General features: G+C 73.1%; 19 protein-coding genes, 1 tRNA gene and 1 riboswitch. Of the genes, 12 read left to right on the top strand and 8 right to left on the bottom strand.

Annotated elements, in window-relative coordinates; all coding sequences use genetic code 11:
• Positions 1-113 precede the first annotated feature (113 nt).
• Together AB0316_RS15210 and AB0316_RS15205 are read left to right on the top strand one after the other, a co-directional pair.
• Positions 114-1565 (top strand): PspC domain-containing protein, encoded by a 1452-nt coding sequence (locus AB0316_RS15210; RefSeq protein WP_366273876.1) that lies wholly within the window; start codon positions 114-116, stop codon positions 1563-1565.
• Positions 1562-2266 carry a response regulator transcription factor gene (locus tag AB0316_RS15205; protein WP_366273875.1) on the top strand — a complete coding sequence of 235 codons (705 nt, stop codon included), beginning with the start codon at positions 1562-1564 and terminating at the stop codon, positions 2264-2266. The genes AB0316_RS15210 and AB0316_RS15205 overlap by 4 nt, the downstream gene beginning before the upstream one ends.
• 25 nt (positions 2267-2291) lie before the next feature.
• Here the strand turns inward: AB0316_RS15205 and AB0316_RS15200 are convergent, their stop codons facing one another.
• Complete coding sequence (locus AB0316_RS15200) at positions 2292-3122, bottom strand: alpha/beta fold hydrolase (protein ID WP_366273874.1); 831 nt, start codon at positions 3120-3122, stop codon at positions 2292-2294.
• 161 nt (positions 3123-3283) lie between these two features.
• Here AB0316_RS15200 and AB0316_RS15195 point away from each other — a divergent pair, with 161 nt between their 5' ends.
• The 6 genes from AB0316_RS15195 to AB0316_RS15170 all read left to right on the top strand — a co-directional run bounded on the left by AB0316_RS15195 (position 3284) and on the right by AB0316_RS15170 (position 6861).
• Positions 3284-3976 carry a CbiX/SirB N-terminal domain-containing protein gene (locus tag AB0316_RS15195; RefSeq protein ID WP_366273873.1) on the top strand — a complete coding sequence of 231 codons (693 nt, stop codon included), beginning with the start codon at positions 3284-3286 and terminating at the stop codon, positions 3974-3976.
• A gap of 61 nt (positions 3977-4037) precedes the next feature.
• A riboswitch (Fluoride riboswitch) is annotated at positions 4038-4116 on the top strand.
• 108 nt (positions 4117-4224) lie between these two features.
• Positions 4225-4728 (top strand): universal stress protein, encoded by a 504-nt coding sequence (locus tag AB0316_RS15190; RefSeq protein WP_366273872.1) that lies wholly within the window; start codon positions 4225-4227, stop codon positions 4726-4728.
• Positions 4719-5219, top strand: a complete 501-nt coding sequence (locus AB0316_RS15185) for a CrcB family protein (RefSeq protein ID WP_366273871.1) — start codon at positions 4719-4721, stop codon at positions 5217-5219. The genes AB0316_RS15190 and AB0316_RS15185 overlap by 10 nt, the downstream gene beginning before the upstream one ends.
• Entirely contained in the window at positions 5216-5611 is a 396-nt protein-coding gene (locus AB0316_RS15180; protein WP_366273870.1) for a CrcB family protein, read from the top strand. Before AB0316_RS15185 ends, AB0316_RS15180 begins: the two co-directional genes overlap by 4 nt.
• Positions 5608-6276, top strand: a complete 669-nt coding sequence (locus AB0316_RS15175) for a YigZ family protein (RefSeq protein WP_366273869.1) — start codon at positions 5608-5610, stop codon at positions 6274-6276. The genes AB0316_RS15180 and AB0316_RS15175 overlap by 4 nt, the downstream gene beginning before the upstream one ends.
• 12 nt (positions 6277-6288) lie before the next feature.
• The gene (locus tag AB0316_RS15170; RefSeq protein WP_366273868.1) at positions 6289-6861 is read left to right on the top strand and encodes an HhH-GPD-type base excision DNA repair protein; all 573 of its coding nucleotides are present in this window, start codon (positions 6289-6291) and stop codon (positions 6859-6861) included.
• Between the two features lie 92 nt (positions 6862-6953).
• On the opposite strand, the gene AB0316_RS15165 is transcribed toward AB0316_RS15170, so the two are convergent.
• A complete protein-coding gene (locus AB0316_RS15165; RefSeq protein WP_366273867.1) occupies positions 6954-8324 on the bottom strand; it encodes a cystathionine beta-synthase in 1371 nt (456 codons plus the stop codon).
• A gap of 140 nt (positions 8325-8464) precedes the next feature.
• On the opposite strand from AB0316_RS15165, the gene AB0316_RS15160 reads away from it, so the two are divergent.
• A complete protein-coding gene (locus AB0316_RS15160) occupies positions 8465-9559 on the top strand; it encodes an SGNH/GDSL hydrolase family protein (RefSeq protein WP_366273866.1) in 1095 nt (364 codons plus the stop codon).
• A gap of 2 nt (positions 9560-9561) precedes the next feature.
• On the opposite strand, the gene AB0316_RS15155 is transcribed toward AB0316_RS15160, so the two are convergent.
• On the bottom strand, positions 9562-10332 hold the full coding sequence (locus AB0316_RS15155) for a hypothetical protein (protein WP_366273865.1): 771 nt from the start codon (positions 10330-10332) through the stop codon (positions 9562-9564).
• A 299-nt stretch (positions 10333-10631) separates the two neighbouring features.
• Here AB0316_RS15155 and AB0316_RS15150 point away from each other — a divergent pair, with 299 nt between their 5' ends.
• Positions 10632-11855 (top strand): acetyl-CoA C-acetyltransferase, encoded by a 1224-nt coding sequence (locus tag AB0316_RS15150; protein ID WP_366273864.1) that lies wholly within the window; start codon positions 10632-10634, stop codon positions 11853-11855.
• A 74-nt stretch (positions 11856-11929) separates the two neighbouring features.
• Here the strand turns inward: AB0316_RS15150 and AB0316_RS15145 are convergent, their stop codons facing one another.
• Together AB0316_RS15145 and AB0316_RS15140 are read right to left on the bottom strand one after the other, a co-directional pair.
• Positions 11930-12229, bottom strand: a complete 300-nt coding sequence (locus AB0316_RS15145; RefSeq protein ID WP_366273863.1) for a hypothetical protein — start codon at positions 12227-12229, stop codon at positions 11930-11932.
• Between the two features lie 21 nt (positions 12230-12250).
• A complete protein-coding gene (locus AB0316_RS15140; protein WP_366273862.1) occupies positions 12251-13111 on the bottom strand; it encodes a Bax inhibitor-1/YccA family protein in 861 nt (286 codons plus the stop codon).
• 154 nt (positions 13112-13265) lie between these two features.
• On the opposite strand from AB0316_RS15140, the gene AB0316_RS15135 reads away from it, so the two are divergent.
• Positions 13266-13340, top strand: a tRNA-Leu gene (locus tag AB0316_RS15135).
• A gap of 200 nt (positions 13341-13540) precedes the next feature.
• Entirely contained in the window at positions 13541-15124 is a 1584-nt protein-coding gene (gene mptB / locus AB0316_RS15130; RefSeq protein ID WP_366273861.1) for a polyprenol phosphomannose-dependent alpha 1,6 mannosyltransferase MptB, read from the top strand.
• A 29-nt stretch (positions 15125-15153) separates the two neighbouring features.
• On the opposite strand, the gene AB0316_RS15125 is transcribed toward mptB, so the two are convergent.
• The 3 genes from AB0316_RS15125 to AB0316_RS15115 all read right to left on the bottom strand — a co-directional run bounded on the left by AB0316_RS15125 (position 15154) and on the right by AB0316_RS15115 (position 17487).
• Entirely contained in the window at positions 15154-16125 is a 972-nt protein-coding gene (locus AB0316_RS15125) for a Ppx/GppA phosphatase family protein (RefSeq protein ID WP_366273860.1), read from the bottom strand.
• Complete coding sequence (locus AB0316_RS15120) at positions 16122-16622, bottom strand: DUF501 domain-containing protein (protein ID WP_366274071.1); 501 nt, start codon at positions 16620-16622, stop codon at positions 16122-16124. Before AB0316_RS15120 ends, AB0316_RS15125 begins: the two co-directional genes overlap by 4 nt.
• 184 nt (positions 16623-16806) lie before the next feature.
• Positions 16807-17487 (bottom strand): septum formation initiator family protein, encoded by a 681-nt coding sequence (locus tag AB0316_RS15115; RefSeq protein ID WP_366273859.1) that lies wholly within the window; start codon positions 17485-17487, stop codon positions 16807-16809.
• Between the last annotated feature and the right edge of the window lies 1 nt (position 17488).

The raw sequence follows: 17488 nt of genomic DNA, 5'->3' as shown, positions 1-17488 counted from the left end.
GCGCGGCACGCGGACGCCGGCCATGAGGGTCGACCCTGACCGCACCCTGACGTGACCCCCAAAGGGGGCTGCGGTGGTCGCTCCCACCCGCCCCGGTGGGCGAGGATGGGACGGTGCAGACGGCATACGAGAACGGAGCGGGGCCCGCGCGGCCGACGTGGCGCACGACGCCGCGGCCGCCGCTCGTGCGCCACCGCAAGGGCAGGGTGGTCGCCGGAGTGGCCGCCGGCCTCGCGGACCACCTCGGGCTGCCCGTCGTGGCCGTACGCGTGGGGCTCGTCCTGACGAGCATCCCCTTCGGCGCGGGGCTCGCCGTCTACGTCTTCCTCTGGGCGACGATGCGCGAGATAGGCGACGTCGACCCCGCCGTCGCGGTCACCCCGACCGCGGCGAAGCCCACGAGCGGGGGCACCACGACCGCGGGTGCCGCCGGGCCGCACTTCGACCTGAGGGGCCTGCGCACGTGGCTGCGCAGCGGCAACCAGGCGGTCGTCATCACGCTCCTCGGCGTCGCTGCACTCGCAGTCGCGGGAGCCCTGTGGCTGGGCAGCGCCGGCTTCGGGGTCCACGTCGAGGTGGTCCTGCCGGTGGTCGCCATCGTCATCGGCGCGATCTTCTTCTGGTCCCAGCTCGATGACACCGACCGCCTCGGCACCCGACGCCCGGTCCGGTGGATCTGGCTCGTGGTCGGGCTCGGTCTGACCATCCTGGGCCTGGTCGGCCTGCTCGTGCGCGGCACCAACCTCACCGAGCTGTGGCAGGTCGCCGGCGCCGTGCTGGCCGCCCTCGTCGGCGTCGCGGTGCTGTGCGCGCCGTGGATCCTGCGGCTCTGGAGCAACCTGCGCCTCGAGCAGGCCGCTCGTATCCGGGCCACCGAGCGCGCCGACATCGCCGCCCACCTGCACGACTCGGTGCTGCAGACCCTGGCGCTCATCCAGCGCCAGTCCGGCGACGCGGCGGCGGTGGCCCGGCTCGCCCGGGCGCAGGAGCGCCAGCTGCGCAGCTACCTCTACGACGAGGACGCGCGTGCCGGCACCCTCGGCGCCGCCCTCACGGCGGCGATGGGCGAGGTCGAGGACCTCCACGGCGTACCCGTGCAGCTCGTCGTCACCGGCGACCGGGCGATGGACGAGCACCTCGACGCCCTGGTCAAGGCCGTCCGCGAGGCGGCCTGGAACGCCGTGCGCCACGCGAGCCCGCCGGTCAGCACCTACGTCGAGGTCGGCCCGGACGCGGTCGAGGCGTTCGTGCGCGACCACGGCGCCGGCTTCGACCCCGACGCCGTGCCCGACGACCGGGCCGGCGTGCGCGAGTCGATCATCGGGCGCATGGAGCGCCACGGGGGCACGGCCCGCATCCGCCGCCGTCCCGACGGTACCGAGGTGGAGCTGCGCCTCCCGGTCGGGCAGGCCGGTGAGCCCGAGCGGCCCTCCACCGCGAGCTCCCCCACCGCCTCACCCACCGCCTCTGCCGCCGCGTCTGCCGCGGCCGACGTCAGCACCCCGACCAGCGCCACCCAGAGCGCCCCCCACAGCGCCACCGAGAGCCAGGAGCAGCCCTCATGACCGACGCGCGGCACATCCGCATCGTCATCGTCGACGACCACCACATGTTCCGCACCGGCGTGCGGGCCGAGCTCACCTCCTTGGCGGCCACGCCCCGGGCGGGTGGCTTCGCCCTCGAGATCGCCGGCGAGGCAGGGGCGGTCGAGTCCGCCGTCCAGGTGATCAAGGAGCAGCAGCCCGACGTCGTGCTCCTCGACGTGCACCTGCCCGGCGGCGACGGGCACGGCGGGGCCGACGTCATCCGCGCGTGCAACGGCATCCAGACGGCTGCGGGGACGCCGGTGCGCTTCCTGGCGCTGTCGGTCTCCGACGCCGCCGAGGACGTCATCGCCGTCATCCGGGCCGGCGCCCGCGGCTACGTCACAAAGACCATCAGCGCGGAGGAGCTGCTCACCGCCATCGGCCGCGTCGCCGACGGGGACGCGGTCTTCAGCCCGCGGCTGGCCGGCTTCGTCCTCGACGCGTTCGGCGCCGCCGCCGGGGAGGTCGCCGAGATCGACGAGGAGCTCGACCGGCTCTCCGCCCGCGAGCGCGAGGTCATGCGCCTGATCGCGCGCGGCTACCAGTACAAGGAGGTCGCGAAGGAGCTGTTCATCTCCGTCAAGACCGTCGAGACGCACGTCAGCTCGGTGCTGCGCAAGCTGCAGCTCAGCTCGCGCCACGAGCTCACCGCGTGGGCCATGGGCCGCCGCCTGCTCTGAGGGCGGTCGTATGCCGTCCGCCGCGTCAGGCGGGTGAGTGCAGGAAGCGGCGCAGCGCGGTGACGATGATCTCGGGGGCGTCGGTGTGCACCCAGTGCCCCGCGCCCTTGATCGTGAACAGGCGCGTCCGCGGGAAGTGCCGTCGCATGCGGTCCCCGTCCTCGCGCTGGATGTAGCGCGAGGCGCCGCCGGCGACCCACAGCACCGGGCCCTCGTATGCCGGCAGCTCGTCGAGCGCATCCGGCCAGTCCGCGATGCGTGACCCCGCACCCCGTCCCGCGTCCCGGGCGACGAGGTCGAGGTTGACCTGCCAGCGCCACGCCTGGCCGTCGCGGCGCAGGTTCTGCAGCAAGAACGCCTTGACGCCCGGGTCGGGCTCGCTGAACCGCGCCTCGGCGTCGCCGCGGCTCGTCAGCTGCTCCAGCGGCAGCGACTGCATCTCGCGGATGTAGCCCTCGAAGCGCTCGAGGTTGCCGTAGCCCTTGGGGGCGATGTCGACGACGACGAGCCGCTCGACGAGCTCGGGGTGGCGCAGGGCGAGCACCATCGCGACCTTGCCGCCCAGCGAGTGGCCGACGACGGCATACGGCTCACCCTCACCGGCCGCGCGCAGCGTGGCTGCCACGGCGTCGGCGTACGCGTCGAGCGAGAACTCCTGCGACCACGGCGAGCGCCCGTGGTCGGGCAGGTCGACGAGGAGGCAGCGCGCGTCGGTGCCCTCGGGGCCGCTGACGGCCTTGGCGATCTGGTTCCAGTTGCGCCCCTGGCCGAAGAGACCGTGGAGGAAGGCGATGCGCGGTCCGGCCGTGCCCACGGACAAGGTGTTGAGCAGGGCCTGGTCGGGAGCCGAGGTCATGCGCGCGAGCCTACGCGCGCCCGCGGTCACGCCCGGCTTCGGGCCGTTCGTGGCCTCTCGACGGGTCGGGAGGGGCCAGATGTGGCCTCTCGACGGTTGAGGAGGGGCCAGACGTGGCCTCTCGACGGTTGAAGGGTGTTGGGGTTTGAGAGGGTGTGGGCATGTCCGGTCCTGAACCCGTGCTCGTGGCTGCAGCGCACGGGACCTCGTCCCCCGCGGGCCGGTCCGCTGTCGGGGGGCTCGTCGCGGCCGTCGCGGCGCGCCGGCCCGACCTGACGGTCCGCGCCGCCTTCGTGGACGTGCAGCCGCCGGACCCCGCCGCCGTGCTCACCTCGCTGTCGGGGCGCTCCCCGGCGCGGCTCGTCCCCCTCCTGCTGTCCGCGGGCTACCACGTCTACGTCGACCTCGCGGCGGCAGCCGAGTCGGTCCCCTGCACGACGGTGGCCCCCGCGCTGGGCCCGGACGAACGGCTGGCCGGCCTGCTGCGTCGACGCCTGCTGGCAGCCGGCCTGCGCGACGACGACGTCGTCGTGCTCGGGGCTGCCGGCTCGTCCCAGTCCTCGGCCATCGCCGACTGCGAGCGGGTCGCCGACTCCCTCGGGCGTCTCCTCGGCCGGCCGGTGACCGCCGGCTACCTGTCCGCTGCCGCGCCGACGCTGACGGATGCTGTTGCTGCACAGCGGGCCCCGGGACGGCGCGTCGTCGTGGCGACGTACCTGCTCGCGCCCGGCTTCTTCGCCGACCTCGCGGCGCGCTCCGGGGCCGACGTCGTGACGCCGCCCCTGCTCGTGCCCGGCGAGCCACCGCCCGAGGAGCTCGTCGACCTCGTGCTCGACCGCTACCTCGGTGCGTGAGGTCGGGTCGACCACCCCGCGGGAGCGGTCGCGCCCGATCCCGGTTGCTGCTGCGCGCTATGGTGTGCTCGGCGATGGATCCCGCCGGGGCGCCTACGAGGTGCCCGAACCGCCGACCGGCTGATGGTTCCTGTTCATCCGCGGCTGCTGCCGCGACGATGGGCAGGCTGTGGCGCCGCGCCCGTCACTGAGCGTCTGGAGACCCGAGGATGGGCGAGCAGCTGCCACCCCAACCGCATCGCTCGCGGATGACCGACTTCGCCGGGCACCCGCTGGTCGTGGGCGTCGTGCCCGGCCAGTCCCCGCTCGTCGCCCTGACCGCCGTCTCGCTGGCGCGCGCGACGGGAGCACCGTCGCTCTACTTCGCCCACGTCGACACCGCCCGCTACGCCGACGTCGAGCATCCCGACGGCACGGTGACGCACCTGTCCATCGATCCCGACCTCGACGACGAGAGGTGGCCCGAGAGAGAGGCGGCCCTGGTGCAGCTGGTGCGCGAGTGGATGGCCGGTGAGGACGTGCCGTGGCACTTCCGCTACCTCGCCGGACGCCCCGACCGCGCGCTGACGCACCTGGCCCGAGCGGTCGACGCGGCTGGCTTCGTGGTCGGCTCGCACGTCCGGCGCCACCGCCGGCTGACGGACTTCGTCAACGGCTCGGTGTCGATGCAGCTCTCCCACCGCCAGCACCGGCCCGTCGTCGTGGTCCCCTTGCAGGTCGTCGACTGGGAAGGACGAGCCCCGTGGGAGTGACCGACGAGCCCCACGGCGCTGCCGCGACGACGCCTGCACGAGCCGGTGCTCCGCACCGGCATCCCGGGCTGCTCGTCCTCATCTTCCTCGGCGGCGCGCTCGGAACATCGGCGCGGGCCGCCCTGGAGGACGCAGCGCCCGCGCAGCCCGCCGGAGTCCCGTCGACCACGCTGGCCATCAACGTCGTCGGGTCGCTGCTGCTCGGCGCGCTGCTCGAGGTCCTGGCCCGCACCGGTCCCGACGCCGGGTGGCGCCGGGCCGCGCGGCTGACCCTCGGGACGGGACTTCTGGGGGGCTTCACGACCTACAGCACCTTCGCCGTCGAGACCGTCCAGCGACTGTCGCCCGACACGTATGCCGTTGGACTCGTCTACGCGCTCGTCAGCATCGCGCTCGGTATCGCCGCGGCCGCCGGTGGCTACGTCCTCGCCCGCCGCCTCACGGGTCTGCGCTCCCGACAGCGGAGTCGCGCGGCGGAGCCCCGCCGATGATCCTGCTGCTCGCGCTGGGAGGCGGTCTCGGAGCCGTCGCGCGCTTCGTCGTGGACGCCGTCGTGGCCCGCCGCAACCCGTTCCGCGTGCCACTGGGGACGATGCTCATCAACGTCACCGGCTCGCTGCTCCTGGGCCTGCTGACGGGCCTGCTCGTCACGTCCTCGGCAGGCTCCTCGGGCGCGACCGTGCGAGCCGTGCTCGGCACCGGCTTCTGCGGCGGCTACACCACTTTCAGCACCGCCTCCGTCGAGACCGTCCGCCTCTGGCTGGCCGAAGGGCGCGCCACGGGCCTGCGGTATGCCGGAGCCACCCTGCTCGGCTCGCTCGCCGCGGCAGCCGTCGGGCTGGGGCTCGGCCACCTCCTCGCCGCCACGAACGGCGTCGCGTGACCGGGGAACGGCCCTCGCGGCTCCTGCGCTACCGCACCCTCGCAGCGCCGGCCTCTGCCGAGCTCGAGGTGAAGCGGTCGCGGTTCGTCTGCGACCTCGCTCCAGCGGCGTCCGAGGAGGAGGCCCGCGCGTTCATCGAGCGCGTGCGATCGGGTAGTCGCGACGCCCGGCACCACTGCACGGCATACGTCCTCGGGCCCGACGGCGCGACGCTGCGCAGCAACGACGACGGCGAGCCGTCGGGCACGGCGGGCGCCCCGATGCTCGACGTGCTGCGCGGTCGCGGCCTGACCGAGGTCGTCGCCGTCGTGACGCGGTGGTTCGGCGGCACCCTGCTCGGCACAGGGGGCCTGATCCGCGCCTACGGTGACGCCGTCTCGCTCGCCTTCGACGGTGCGCGCCTCGTGGTGCGGGAGCTGCGCGACGGCCTCCTCGTCGAGCTCGACCACACCGCGGGCCCGCGGGTCGAGCACGCGCTGCGAGCCCTGCCGGGCGTCGAGGTGACCGACGTCGACTACCTGCCCCTCGGCGTCAGGCTCCACGTCGCGGCGGCACCCGACGCCGTGGCAGAGGTCGAACGCGTCGTCGCGGGCCTCACCTCCGGCGGCGGCCGGGTGGGCGCCGGGCCGTCGTCCTGGGTCGACGTGCCGCCCGAGACCGCGTGAGAGCATTCCTGCATGGGCTTCCAGATCGCGGGTGACCCCGCCGCCGACCAGGTCCTCGACGAGCACCCCTTCGCCCTCGTCGTCGGGATGATGCTCGACCAGCAGTACGGCATGGAGCACGCCTTCCGGGGCGGCTACAAGGTGCTCAGCCGTTTCGGCACGCTCGACCCGGCCGCCATCGCTGCCGCCGATCCCGAGGAGTTCAAGGCCATGGCCAGCACTCCCCCGGCGATCCATCGCTTCCCCGGCTCGATGGCCGCCCGCCTCCAGGAGCTCGCCGCCCTCGTCGAGAGCCGCTACGACGGCGACGTCACCCGGCTCTGGACCGAGGCCACGACCGGCAAGGAGCTGCTCCGCCGCGTGCAGGAGCTGCCCGGCTTCGGGAAGCAGAAGGCGCAGATCTTCGTGGCGCTGCTCGCCAAGCAGCTCGGCGTGCGACCCGAGGGCTGGGAGGCCGCCGCCGGCGACTACGCCCTCGAGGGCTACCGCTCCGTCGCCGACGTGGTGGACAACGACTCGCTACTCAAGGTGCGGGAGTACAAGCAGGCCAAGAAGGCCGAGACGAAGGCCAAGCAGCAGGCCTGAGCTGCAGCCCTTCTCGCACGTATGCCGCTGGGCCCGCCTCTCGCAGAAGCGGGCCCAGCGGCATACGTGGTCTCAGGCGTGCGCCTGACGGGTCACTCGGCGAGGAAGCCGAGCAGGTCGGCGCGGGTGAGGACGCCGATCGGCTTGCCGTCCTCGACGACGAGGACCGCGTCGGAGTCCTCGAGCTCCTTGCGCGCGGCCGAGACGGGCGAGCCGGCACCGACCAGGGGCAGCCCCGGTTCCATGTGCTTGTCGACCGGGTCGGCGAGGTGGGCGTGGCCGGTGAAGAGCGCCTCGAGCAGCGCGCGCTCGCTCACCGAGCCGGCCACCTCACCGGACATGACGGGCGGCTCGGCCTTGACGACCGGCATCTGCGAGACGCCGTACTCGCGCAGGATCTGCACGGCGTCGCGGATCGTCTCGTTGGGGTGGGTGTGCACGAGCGCCGGCATGTCGCCGGACTTGTTGCGCAGGACGGCGCCGACGGTGGTCTCGGTGTGGTCGTCGAGGAAGCCGTAGGAGGCCATCCACTCGTCGTTGAAGATCTTGCTCATGTAGCCGCGGCCCGAGTCGGGCAGCAGCACGACCACGACAGCGTCCTCGGGCAGGTCCTTCGCGACGCGCAGGGCGGCCACGACCGCCATGCCGCACGAGCCGCCGACGAGCAGGCCCTCCTCGCGCGCCAGCCGGCGCGTCATCGCGAAGGAGTCGGCGTCGCTGACGGCGATGACGTCGTCGACGACCGACGGGTCATAGGCCCCGGGCCAGAAGTCCTCGCCGACACCTTCGACGAGGTAGGGGCGGCCGCTGCCGCCGGAGTAGACCGAGCCCTCGGGGTCGGCGGCGATGATGCGCACCGCACCGTCGCTGACCTCCTTGAGGTAGCGACCCGTGCCGCTGATCGTGCCGCCGGTGCCGGCGCCGGTGACGAAGTGGGTGACCCGGCCGTCGGTGTCGCGCCAGATCTCCGGGCCCGTCGTCAGGTAGTGGCTGTTGGGGCCTTCGGGGTTGTAGTACTGGTTCGGCTTCCACGCCCCGTCGATCTCGCGGACCAGCCGGTCGGAGACGGAGTAGTAGGAGTCGGGGTGCTCGGGCTCGACCGCGGTCGGGCACACGACGACCTCGGCGCCGTACGCCTTGAGCACGTCGCGCTTGTCCTGGCTCACCTTGTCGGGGCAGACGAAGACGCACTTGTAGCCGCGGCGCTGGGCCACCAGGGCTAGCCCGACCCCGGTGTTTCCGCTCGTCGGCTCGACGATGGTGCCACCGGGCTTGAGGGAGCCGTCGCGCTCGGCCGCCTCGACCATGCGCAGGGCGATGCGGTCCTTGACCGAGCCGCCGGGGTTGAAGTACTCGACCTTGGCCAGCACCGTGCACCTCACCCCCGCGTCCGCGACGACGGAGCCGAGCTTGACGAGGGGCGTGTTGCCGACGAGGTCGGCGACGTTCTCTGCGTACTTCATCCGCTCATCCTAGGAGGCCTATCCGGCGCGGCCGTCCCGCCGGGCGTCCGATGCTCGGGACCGCCCGGACCGGGTACGGGACCATCCACCGCCGGGTTACGGTGGTGGCCCCGGTTCAGCAGTGAGAAGGGAGGCCCCCGATGGGGCGGGCACGGCGCGCGCGCAGGATCGCCCAGGCGGCGGCATACGGCGGCGGCATGGGGGTCGCGGGACTCGGGATGCTCGGTGTCCTCGGCTACGGCCTGCTGCGCGCGGAGGCGGTGATGGCACGCCGCATCGTCGGCCAGCCCTTCGAGGGTGCGCCCTCCGACAGCGGGACCTACGGAGCGGGCGTCGGACCTGCCCTGCGTTTCGTGGTGCTCGGCGACTCGACCGGCGTCGGGATGGGCGCCGACCACGCCCACGAGACCATCGGGGCCACGATCGCGACCGCCCTGTCCTCCTACAGCGGACGTCCGGTCGAGCTGACCAACGTGGCCGTCATCGGCGCCGAGTCACCGGGCCTCGACGAGCAGGTGGAGCGCGCCCTCGCGGCGGTCGACGCACCCGACATCGCGGTCATCTCGATCGGCGCCAACGACGTGACCCACCGCATCGACACCTCCGTGGCGGTGCGCCACCTGGGGACTGCCGTGCGCCGGCTGCGCGAGGCCGGCGCCGAGGTGGTCGTCGGCACGTGCCCCGACCTCGGCGCCATCGAGCCGGTGCCCCAGCCGCTGCGGTGGCTGGCCCGCCGCTGGTCCCGTGACCTCGCCGCCGCGCAGACGGTGGCCGTCGTCGAGGCCGGTGGCCGGGCCGTGTCCGTGGGCGACCTGCTCAGCGAGGCGTTCTCGGCCGAGCCGCACGTGATGTTCAGCAAGGACCGCTTCCACCCCAGCCCGGCGGGCTACGCCAGGGTGGCCGCCGCGCTGCTGCCGACGGTCAGCGCCGCGCTCGACCTCTTCGGCGAGCGCAGCCGTCCGGCCGAGCCCAACGCCTGGCGGGGCGAGGGCGTGCGTCCGGTGGCGGTGGCTGCCACCCGGGCGGTCACGCGGCCGGGCACCGAGGTCGCGCCGGCGGAAGTAGGCGGCAGGTCCCGAGGGGCCCGCGGCCGCTGGGCGCTGCTGCTGCACCGGGTGCGGCCCACGCTCCCGCCGGCCCAGGCCTCGGCCCCGATGACGGCAGCCACGCACGACGCCGAGGCGCAGACAGGCCGAGCGCGGAACCCGTCCGCGCTCGACCTGCCCACGGGCTGAGCTCAGCTCAGCGACATCACCTGGCTGGCGGCCGGCGCCTTGATGCCGAGGTCGGCGTTCCACTGCGAGAAGTCGAGCTGGCCCGGGCTGGACTTCGAGCCCGTGAAGCGCACGACCTCGAGCTTGTCCTTGGACACGTAGAGGGCGCCCTCACCCGCGCCCTTCTTGTCGGTGAGGACCCAGCAGTCGACGCCGCCGACGGCCTGGCTCGTGACGGTGGCGGAGACCTGGGCCGGCGTCACGGCCCCGAACGCCTTCTCGAGGAAGGACTTGAGGCTGAGGCTCTCGGTCATCGCGCCCGCGGACGAGGGGGCCTTGATGAACTTGTCCCCGGCGTTCTGGACCTTCGCGGGGGCGCCCTGCTTCTTCCAGAAGGTGGCGTCGCCCTGGATGAAGACGCCGTCGGCGACCGAGATGACGCGAGCCTTGCCGTCACCCTCCATCTCGATGGCGATGTCGGCGGTCTTGCCGTCGCTCGTGCCCTTGAAGTCGATGGTGATCTTCTTGCCGTTCTGGTCGACGTCCCCGGCGAACGCGCCGGAGGTCGCGGCGAGGGCGTTGCTCTTGGCCTTGTCGAGGATGTCGGCGGCCTTGGGGGCGGCGCCCGTGTCGGTGGTGGCCGGCGCCGACGCCGACGAGCCCGCGGTGGCGCCCGCGCTGGAAGAGCCGCCCGCGGTGGTCGTGGGCGTGTCCGACTTGGAGCACGCGGCGGCCCCGAGAGTGATCGCGAACGCGCCGGTGACGGCGACGAGGCGCGTCGTGAGGTTCTTCATGTGGTGCAGCCCCCTGAGCTGTCGTTGAGGTGAGTGGTGTGGGTGGTCGTGCGTGGTGCTGCATCGTGTTGCGCGCTCGGGTCGACCCACGCGCGTCCCCGCGAGGCCCGGACGAGCGTCGGCTCCGGGCGGCGAGGACCTGACCAGACTAGCCGCGCTGCGTCCGCCGCCGAGACGCACGTCATGCCCGGCAGCCTGTCCAACCGGTGCGAGGACGTCCTACCATCGTGGGGACTGAGCAAGCGCTTAGTGGCCCGTCGCGCCGTCGCCCGGGCCGAACGCCGCACCAGGAGATCCCCGTGACCGAAGCCGTCATCGTCTCGACCGCCCGCTCGCCGTTCGGCCGGGCCTTCAAGGGCTCGCTCAAGGAGGTGCGCCCCGACGACCTCGCCGCCACCGTCATCCAGGCCGCCCTCGACAAGGTGCCCGCGCTCGACAAGAGCCTCGTCGAGGACATCTACCTCGGCTGCGCCGAGCCGTCGGGCCGGCACGGCTCCAACATGGCCAAGGTCGTCGCCACCCTCCTCGACATGGACTCGACGCCGGCCGCCACCATCAACCGCTTCTGCGCCTCCTCGGCCCAGACGACCCGGATGGCCTACCACGCCATCAAGGCCGGCGAGGGCGACATCTTCGTCTCGGCCGGCGTCGAGTGCGTCTCGCAGTACACCGACTGGGCCGGTGCGGGCGGCGCGAAGGAGGACCAGCAGAACGGCCGCTTCGCCGACGCACAGGCCCGCACGAAGCGCATCGCCGAGACCAACGAGACGTGGACCGACCCGCGCGAGGAGGGCCTGCTGCCCGACATCTACATCGCGATGGGCCAGACGGCCGAGAACGTCGCGACGGCATACGGCATCTCGCGCGAGCGCCAGGACGAGTGGGGCGTCACGTCGCAGAACCGCGCCGAGGCCGCCATCGGGCGCGGCTTCTTCGACTGGGAGATCACGCCCATCACGACGCCCGACGGCACCGTCGTGAGCAAGGACGACGGCCCCCGCGCCGGCGTGACGCTCGAGGCCGTGCAGGCCCTCAACCCCGTCTTCCGCCAGCAGGGCACCGTCACGGCCGGCAACTGCTGCCCGCTCAACGACGGCGCCGCGGCGCTCGTCATCATGAGCGACACCAAGGCCAAGGAGCTCGGCCTGACGCCGCTCGCCCGCGTCGTCTCGACGGCCGCCACCGGCCTCTCCCCCGAGATCATGGGCCTCGGTCCCATCGAGGCGAGCAACCTCGCACTCAAGCGCGCAGGCCTGTCGATCGGCGACATCGACCTCTACGAGATCAACGAGGCCTTCGCCGCCCAGGTGATCGGCTCGGCCGACCAGATCGGCATGGACTACGACAAGCTCAACGTCAACGGCGGCGCCATCGCGATCGGCCACCCCTTCGGCGCGACGGGCGCCCGCATCACCGGCACGCTCATCAACGCGCTGCGCGAGCGCGACGGCCAGTTCGGCCTCGAGACGATGTGCGTCGGCGGCGGCCAGGGCATGGCCGTCATCTTCGAGCGCCTCAGCTGAGCCGCCCCCACAAACCGAAGTCGAGTGGGCACTTTCCGTCGTCGGAAAGTGCCCACTCGACGTGTGAGTGGGGGTCAGAGGGAGCGGCGTATGCCGGCCAGGGCGTCCGCGACGTCGGCCGGGTCGGCGTCCGGCTGGGCGCTGAAGAGGTCGAACACCATGACGGTCAGCTGGTCCAGGACCACGGCCGGCCCGAGGTCGGGCACGGGCACCGCCGGCATCCCGCGGGACCCGGCCACGCGGTCGGCCAGCGACTGGACGAGGAGTCGCACGGACGGCATACGCGAAAGCGCGTGGTCGAGCGGAAGCTGGTGCCACCGCTCGACCACGCGCCGGAGCTCGTCCGACACCTCCTGCGGGATCGGCGAACCCACGCGCGAAGGTGCCATCGGGTGTCAGTCGCGCATGCGCGCGAACAGGCGGACGAACTCGATGTAGAGCCAGACCAGGGTCACGATGAGACCGTGGGCGAGCAGCCAGGAGTACTTCTTCGGGGCGCCGACCTGGACGGCGCGGTCGATGGAGTCGAAGTCGACGGCCAGGGAGTAGGACGCGAGGCCGACGCCGAGGACCGACAGGATGAGTCCGAGCGGGCCGCTGCCGCCGAAGCCCCAGCCGCTGATGACACCGGTCATGAGCAGCACGACCTGCAACAGGGCGAAGAGGCCGTAGCCGACGAGGGCGAAGAAGAACATCCGGCGCGTCTTGTCGTTGACCTTGACGAAGCCGGTGGCGTAGCCGACGTACATCGCGACGAAGACGCAGAGCGTGGCGAGCACGGCCATCTGCACGACGCCGTCGTACCTGGGGATCGACGCGATGTACTGGCTGAAGGCGCCGAGGAAGGCACCTTGCAGCACGGCGTAGACCATGAGCAGCGGCACCGACACCTTCTTCATGAAGGCGATGACGAAGCCGAGGATCAGCGTGCCGAACATGCCGCCGAGCCAGAACGGCAGCGTCATCTCGGAGTTGGCCTCGGTCCAGAACCACGAGACGCCGGCGACGGCGACCGTGACCACGAAGAGCGTCAGGCTCTTGACGACGACGTCGTCGACCGTGACGCGGCCGGTGTCGGCGGGGCCCGCCGGCGCCCGGTTGTACATGTCGTTGAGCTGCCCGGCCGTCAGGGTCTCCTGGGTCGCGTAGCCGGCCGCCGGCTGCTGCGGGTTGCCCTGCGGCGCACCGAAGCCGGCGTAACGCTCCTTCTCGATCTGCTTGTTCAGCCGGTCGAAGACCGGGTTTCCACCTGCCATGTGAGTGCGCTCCTAAAAGCACTGGGTGCCACGACCCGCTCATGGGCGTGGCGACTGTCCCCAAGACTAAGCGAACGCACCCCACCGAAAGGTTCCCCGGACACGGTTCGCGCGACGAGGTTCCCCCGGCGGAACCGGCATACTTGGGGGCCGCGCCCCCGTGGCCCAATCGGCAGAGGCAGGCGACTTAAAATCGCCAACGGTGAGGGTTCGAGTCCCTCCGGGGGTACGACGACGGCGTCGGCCGTCACCAGGTCGGCATCGCCGGTCCTGGGCCTGGTCCTGCGAGGTGGGCGTGGCTGCGCCCGCCTGCAGACGATGCACCTAGAATGACCTGCAGGAACGGGGTCCAGGGGTGATGGTGACGCGCCCTCCGACGGATCGGGTCGCATCGGTTGATGCGGCGCAAACCAGGAGAAGGAGCTGCGGGTGCTGGAGCATCGTGTCGCCGGAGCGACGACGACGGCTCGGCTGCCCCTGTCGGCCCCCGAACTCCGCACGGCCGTCCAGGGCTGGAACCGCCTGACGTCCGCCCTGCAGCGCACCTGGGCCGACCGGATGGTGCGGCGTGGCCTGCTCGGCACCTCGCTCATGGCTGCCGGCTCGGTCAGCCCGGCGTTCCTGCCGGAGAACACGTTCGTGGAGCCGGCCTCGCCGCTCATCCAGCGCTTCGGGCTCGAGTGGCTCGGCACCGGCGCCGGGCGCGTGGTGACGACCGTCCTGCTGGCCGTCGGCATGGCGCTGCTCGTCGACGCCTGGCTGCGGATGCGCCCGGCCCACGGCCGCAAGGCGCCCTCGCTGGCGTGGCTGCTGTGGAGCCTGCCGATCATGCTGGCCCCGCCGCTCTTCAGCCGCGACGCCTACAGCTACGCCGCCCAGGGCCAGATCGTCTTGCGCGGGATGGACCCGTATGCCGTCGGGCCCTTCTGGGTGCCGGGGCCCTTCGCCGACCAGGTCGACCCGATGTGGGTCAACACCCCAGCGCCCTACGGCCCGCTCGCCCTGCAGATGCAGCACCTCGTCGTCAGCTTCCTCCCCGAGAACGCCTACCTGTCCGCGCTCGCCATGCGCGTGCCGGCACTGCTCGCCGTCGGCGTGCTCGCCTATGCCCTGCCCCGCCTCGCCGAGCGCTACGGCGTGAGCGGGCGGCACGCCCTGTGGATCGGCGTGCTCAACCCGCTCGTGCTGATGCACTTCGTCGGCGGCGCCCACGGCGACTCCGTGATGGTGGCCCTCGTGACGCTGGCTCTGCTGCTCGCGAGCCGCGGCCAGCTCGTCGTGGCCTCGATGACCATCGCCGTCGCCGCCGCCTACAAGCAGACGGCGGTCCTCGCCCTCATCGGGGTCGTCGGCATGGCCCTGCAGGCCCAGACCGACCTGGCCCCCGGAGCGAGCGCCCGGCTGCGAGCCATGCTGAGGCACGGGGCCGTCCACGGCGCGATCGTGTTGGCCACGTTCGCGGCCATCACCCAGGCCAGCGGCCTCGGCTGGGGGTGGATCCCCAACCTCTCGGTGCCCGTGACCCTGCGCTCCCTGCTCTCTCCGCCGACCTTCGTCGGCAGCGCGGTCGAGTGGCTCATGCGGGTCGGCGGCATGCCCGAGAGCCTCTACTCCGCGCCGGTGCCCATCGCCCAGACCATCGGCATGGTCGCCGGGCTGGCCGGCATCGCCTGGGTCACCTGGCGGGTGGCCCCGCGCAACCCGGTGCTCGCCACCGCGGGGTCGCTGCTCGTGCTCTGCGCCTCCGGCCCCGTCGTGCACCCGTGGTACCTGCTGTGGGGCGGCCTGCTGCTCGCCGCCGTGCGGCTCTCCGCTCGGCAGGTGCGTGCCGTCGTCTTCGTGACCCTCTTCTTCGTCACCTACGGGGTGGTCGACGCGACCGTCGTCAACGGCACGTGGGCCCTCGGCGTCTCGGCGGCGCTGTGGATGGCCTCGCGACTGCGGGCCAACCGTCGCCGGGCGCAGGAGCAGGCCGACGAGCCGGTGCCCGCCGCGGTCCTCCCCCGCCTCTGACGGGGCTCGCCGGCTGCCGCGTGCAGCGGTCAGTCGTGTCGCGCTGCGCTCAGGGCGATGCCGTCGAGGATGTCGTGCTCGGAGGTGACCACCTCGGCGATCCCTGCTCGGTCCACCAGCCGCTCGACGACCCGCCGCCAGACGAGCGCTCCGGCGCCGATGACGTCGACGCGCCCCGGGTGCATGTAGGGCAGCGCCGCCCGCTCGGCCCGCGTCATCGCCAGCAGGTCGTCGCACGCAACCACCATGTCGGCCGGGGCGGAGCGAGCCAGGTGGATGCGGTCGGGCTCGTATGCCGTCAGGCGCAGCAGGTGCGCCGTGATCGTCGTGACGCTGCCGGCGAGACCGACGAGCGTGGCGATCCCCTCGAGCGGAACCGCGGACTCGGCGAGGTCGAGCGCCGCGTCGATGTCCCGGGTCGCCGCCGCGATCTCCTCGTCGGTGGGCGGGTCGCTCGCGAGGTGCCGCTCGGTCATCCGCACGCAGCCGATGTCGACGGACCGCGCGGCCTCCACGTGGTCGGTGCCTCGGACCAGCTCGGTGGAGCCGCCGCCGAGGTCGACGACGAGGTACGGGCCGCCGACGCCCTGCGCGGTCAGACCGCCCGTAGCACCGGCGAAGGACAGCGACGCCTCCTCGTCGCCGGAGACGACCTCCGGCGAGACCTCCGAGCCGAAGTGCTCGAGGAAGGCGGCGCGTACGCCCTCGATGAAGTCGGCGGCGTTGCTCGCGTCGCGCGACGCGGAGGTCGCCACGAAACGGGCCCGGGTGGCGCCGAGCTCACGGCACGCGGCGGCATACTCCCGGGTGACCGCGAGGGTGCGCTCCATGGACTCCGCGGCGATGACGCCGGTGCGGTCGACCCCGTGGCCCAGCCGCACGATCTCCATGCGGCGCAGCACGTCGGTGAGGGCGCCCGTGGCGGGGTCGACGTCGGCGACGAGCAGGCGGATCGAGTTGGTGCCGCAGTCGACGGCGCCGACCCGGATCGTGCTGCTCATCGGGTCGTCCCCTCCGAGGCGGCGGCGTCCTCGGCGGCGTGCACGGCGGCGCACGAGGTGGGCTGCCACCAGTCGTCGAGCATCGCCAGGGCCTCGTCACCGAGCGGGTTGACACCGGGGCCGGCCGCGAGCGAGTGACCGACGAGCACGTGCAGGCACTTGACGCGCGTGGGCATGCCGCCGGCCGAGATGCCGGCGATCTCGGGCACGTCGCCCAGCTCGGCGCGCTGCGCGAGGTAGTGCTCGTGGGCCCTCGCGTAGTCGGCGGCGAGCTGCTCGTCGCGAGCGAGCCGCTCGGTCATCTCCTTCATGACACCGGCGGTCTCGAGCGTGCTGACGGCACCGGTGAGCCGCGGGCAGGTGGCGTAGTAGGTGGTCGGGAAGGGCGTGCCGTCGGGCAGGCGCGGCTCGGTGCGCAGCACGTCCGGTTCACCGCACGGGCAGCGGTGCGCGACCTCGGCCACCCCCCGGGGGCGGCGGCCGAGCTGGCGCTCCACCGCGTCGAGGTCGGCGGGGTCGACGGCGCCGTGCTCGCCGTGCGCGACCTGGTCGACGCCGGGGGCGCCGTCGGGCTCGGTCGCGGCAGGGGTGGGGCGGGTGGGGTCGCTCACGCGGGACTCACTTCGAGGCAGACGTCGGGACAGGCTGGAGGGCGCACGTCGGTTCGGTCGCGCCGTGCGGTCACTTCTGGCGCGCGACGCCTGCGGCCGGACGGTCGGCGATCTGGATCGACTGCCACACCTTGCCATACCAGGGTGAGGCCGCGTTCGCCATGGGCGCGGCCACAACCGGACGGGCCGGAGCCGGCGCAGCGGCCTTGGCGTCGGCCTCGGGGTCGATGACGGTGTAGGCACGGTCGCCGACCCGGACGAACTTGAGGCGCTCGCGGGCCTGGACCTCGATGTAGGCGGGGTCCTTCCAGAGCGCGGCCTGGTGCTGCAGCTGCTGCACGGTCTCGCGCTGGCCGGCGACCTTGTCCGCCATGGCGGCAGTGTCACCGCGCTGCTGCACGAGCGAGCGCAGCGTGGGCACGATCGTCACGGCGAGCATGACGAGGATGCCGAGCAGGATCACGCCGCGCACCCAGGCCGTCGACGCCGACGGCGGGGTGGCCGACACGGTGCGGGGGCGGGCGGCGAGGGCGGGCCGCTCCTTGCCCGCTCCCGGACGGCTGGCGCGCGCGGCCGACCCTCGGGACTGGCCGGGACGGGTCGCGGGCGTGCGACGCGCCGGGCTGCCCGCGCTCGCCCCGGCGCCTGCGGTGCCCCGGGACGAGGGGCGAGCCGTGGCCGGCCGCGCGCTCCCGCCCGCCCGGCCCGCCCCTGACGGGCGGCCCGGGCGTGAGGGCGTGCGGTCGGCCACG

The organism is Terrabacter sp. NPDC080008 (genome assembly GCF_040702505.1).
Classification (GTDB): Bacteria; Actinomycetota; Actinomycetes; order Actinomycetales; family Dermatophilaceae; genus Terrabacter.
This window is presented reverse-complemented; position numbering and strand designations above follow the sequence as displayed.

Bases quoted from the DNA above. Each gene is read 5' to 3' on its own strand.
- AB0316_RS15190 (WP_366273872.1), top strand. From the start codon at position 4,225: ATGACCGACTTCGCCGGGCACCCGCTGGTCGTGGGCGTCGTGCCCGGC.
- AB0316_RS15125 (WP_366273860.1), bottom strand. From the start codon at position 16,125: ATGAGCAGCACGATCCGGGTCGGCGCCGTCGACTGCGGCACCAACTCG.
- AB0316_RS15140 (WP_366273862.1), bottom strand. From the start codon at position 13,111: ATGGCAGGTGGAAACCCGGTCTTCGACCGGCTGAACAAGCAGATCGAG.
- AB0316_RS15205 (WP_366273875.1), top strand. From the start codon at position 1,562: ATGACCGACGCGCGGCACATCCGCATCGTCATCGTCGACGACCACCAC.
- AB0316_RS15170 (WP_366273868.1), top strand. From the start codon at position 6,289: ATGGGCTTCCAGATCGCGGGTGACCCCGCCGCCGACCAGGTCCTCGAC.
- AB0316_RS15200 (WP_366273874.1), bottom strand. From the start codon at position 3,122: ATGACCTCGGCTCCCGACCAGGCCCTGCTCAACACCTTGTCCGTGGGC.
- AB0316_RS15165 (WP_366273867.1), bottom strand. From the start codon at position 8,324: ATGAAGTACGCAGAGAACGTCGCCGACCTCGTCGGCAACACGCCCCTC.
- AB0316_RS15180 (WP_366273870.1), top strand. From the start codon at position 5,216: ATGATCCTGCTGCTCGCGCTGGGAGGCGGTCTCGGAGCCGTCGCGCGC.
- AB0316_RS15160 (WP_366273866.1), top strand. From the start codon at position 8,465: ATGGGGCGGGCACGGCGCGCGCGCAGGATCGCCCAGGCGGCGGCATAC.
- AB0316_RS15155 (WP_366273865.1), bottom strand. From the start codon at position 10,332: ATGAAGAACCTCACGACGCGCCTCGTCGCCGTCACCGGCGCGTTCGCG.
- AB0316_RS15195 (WP_366273873.1), top strand. From the start codon at position 3,284: ATGTCCGGTCCTGAACCCGTGCTCGTGGCTGCAGCGCACGGGACCTCG.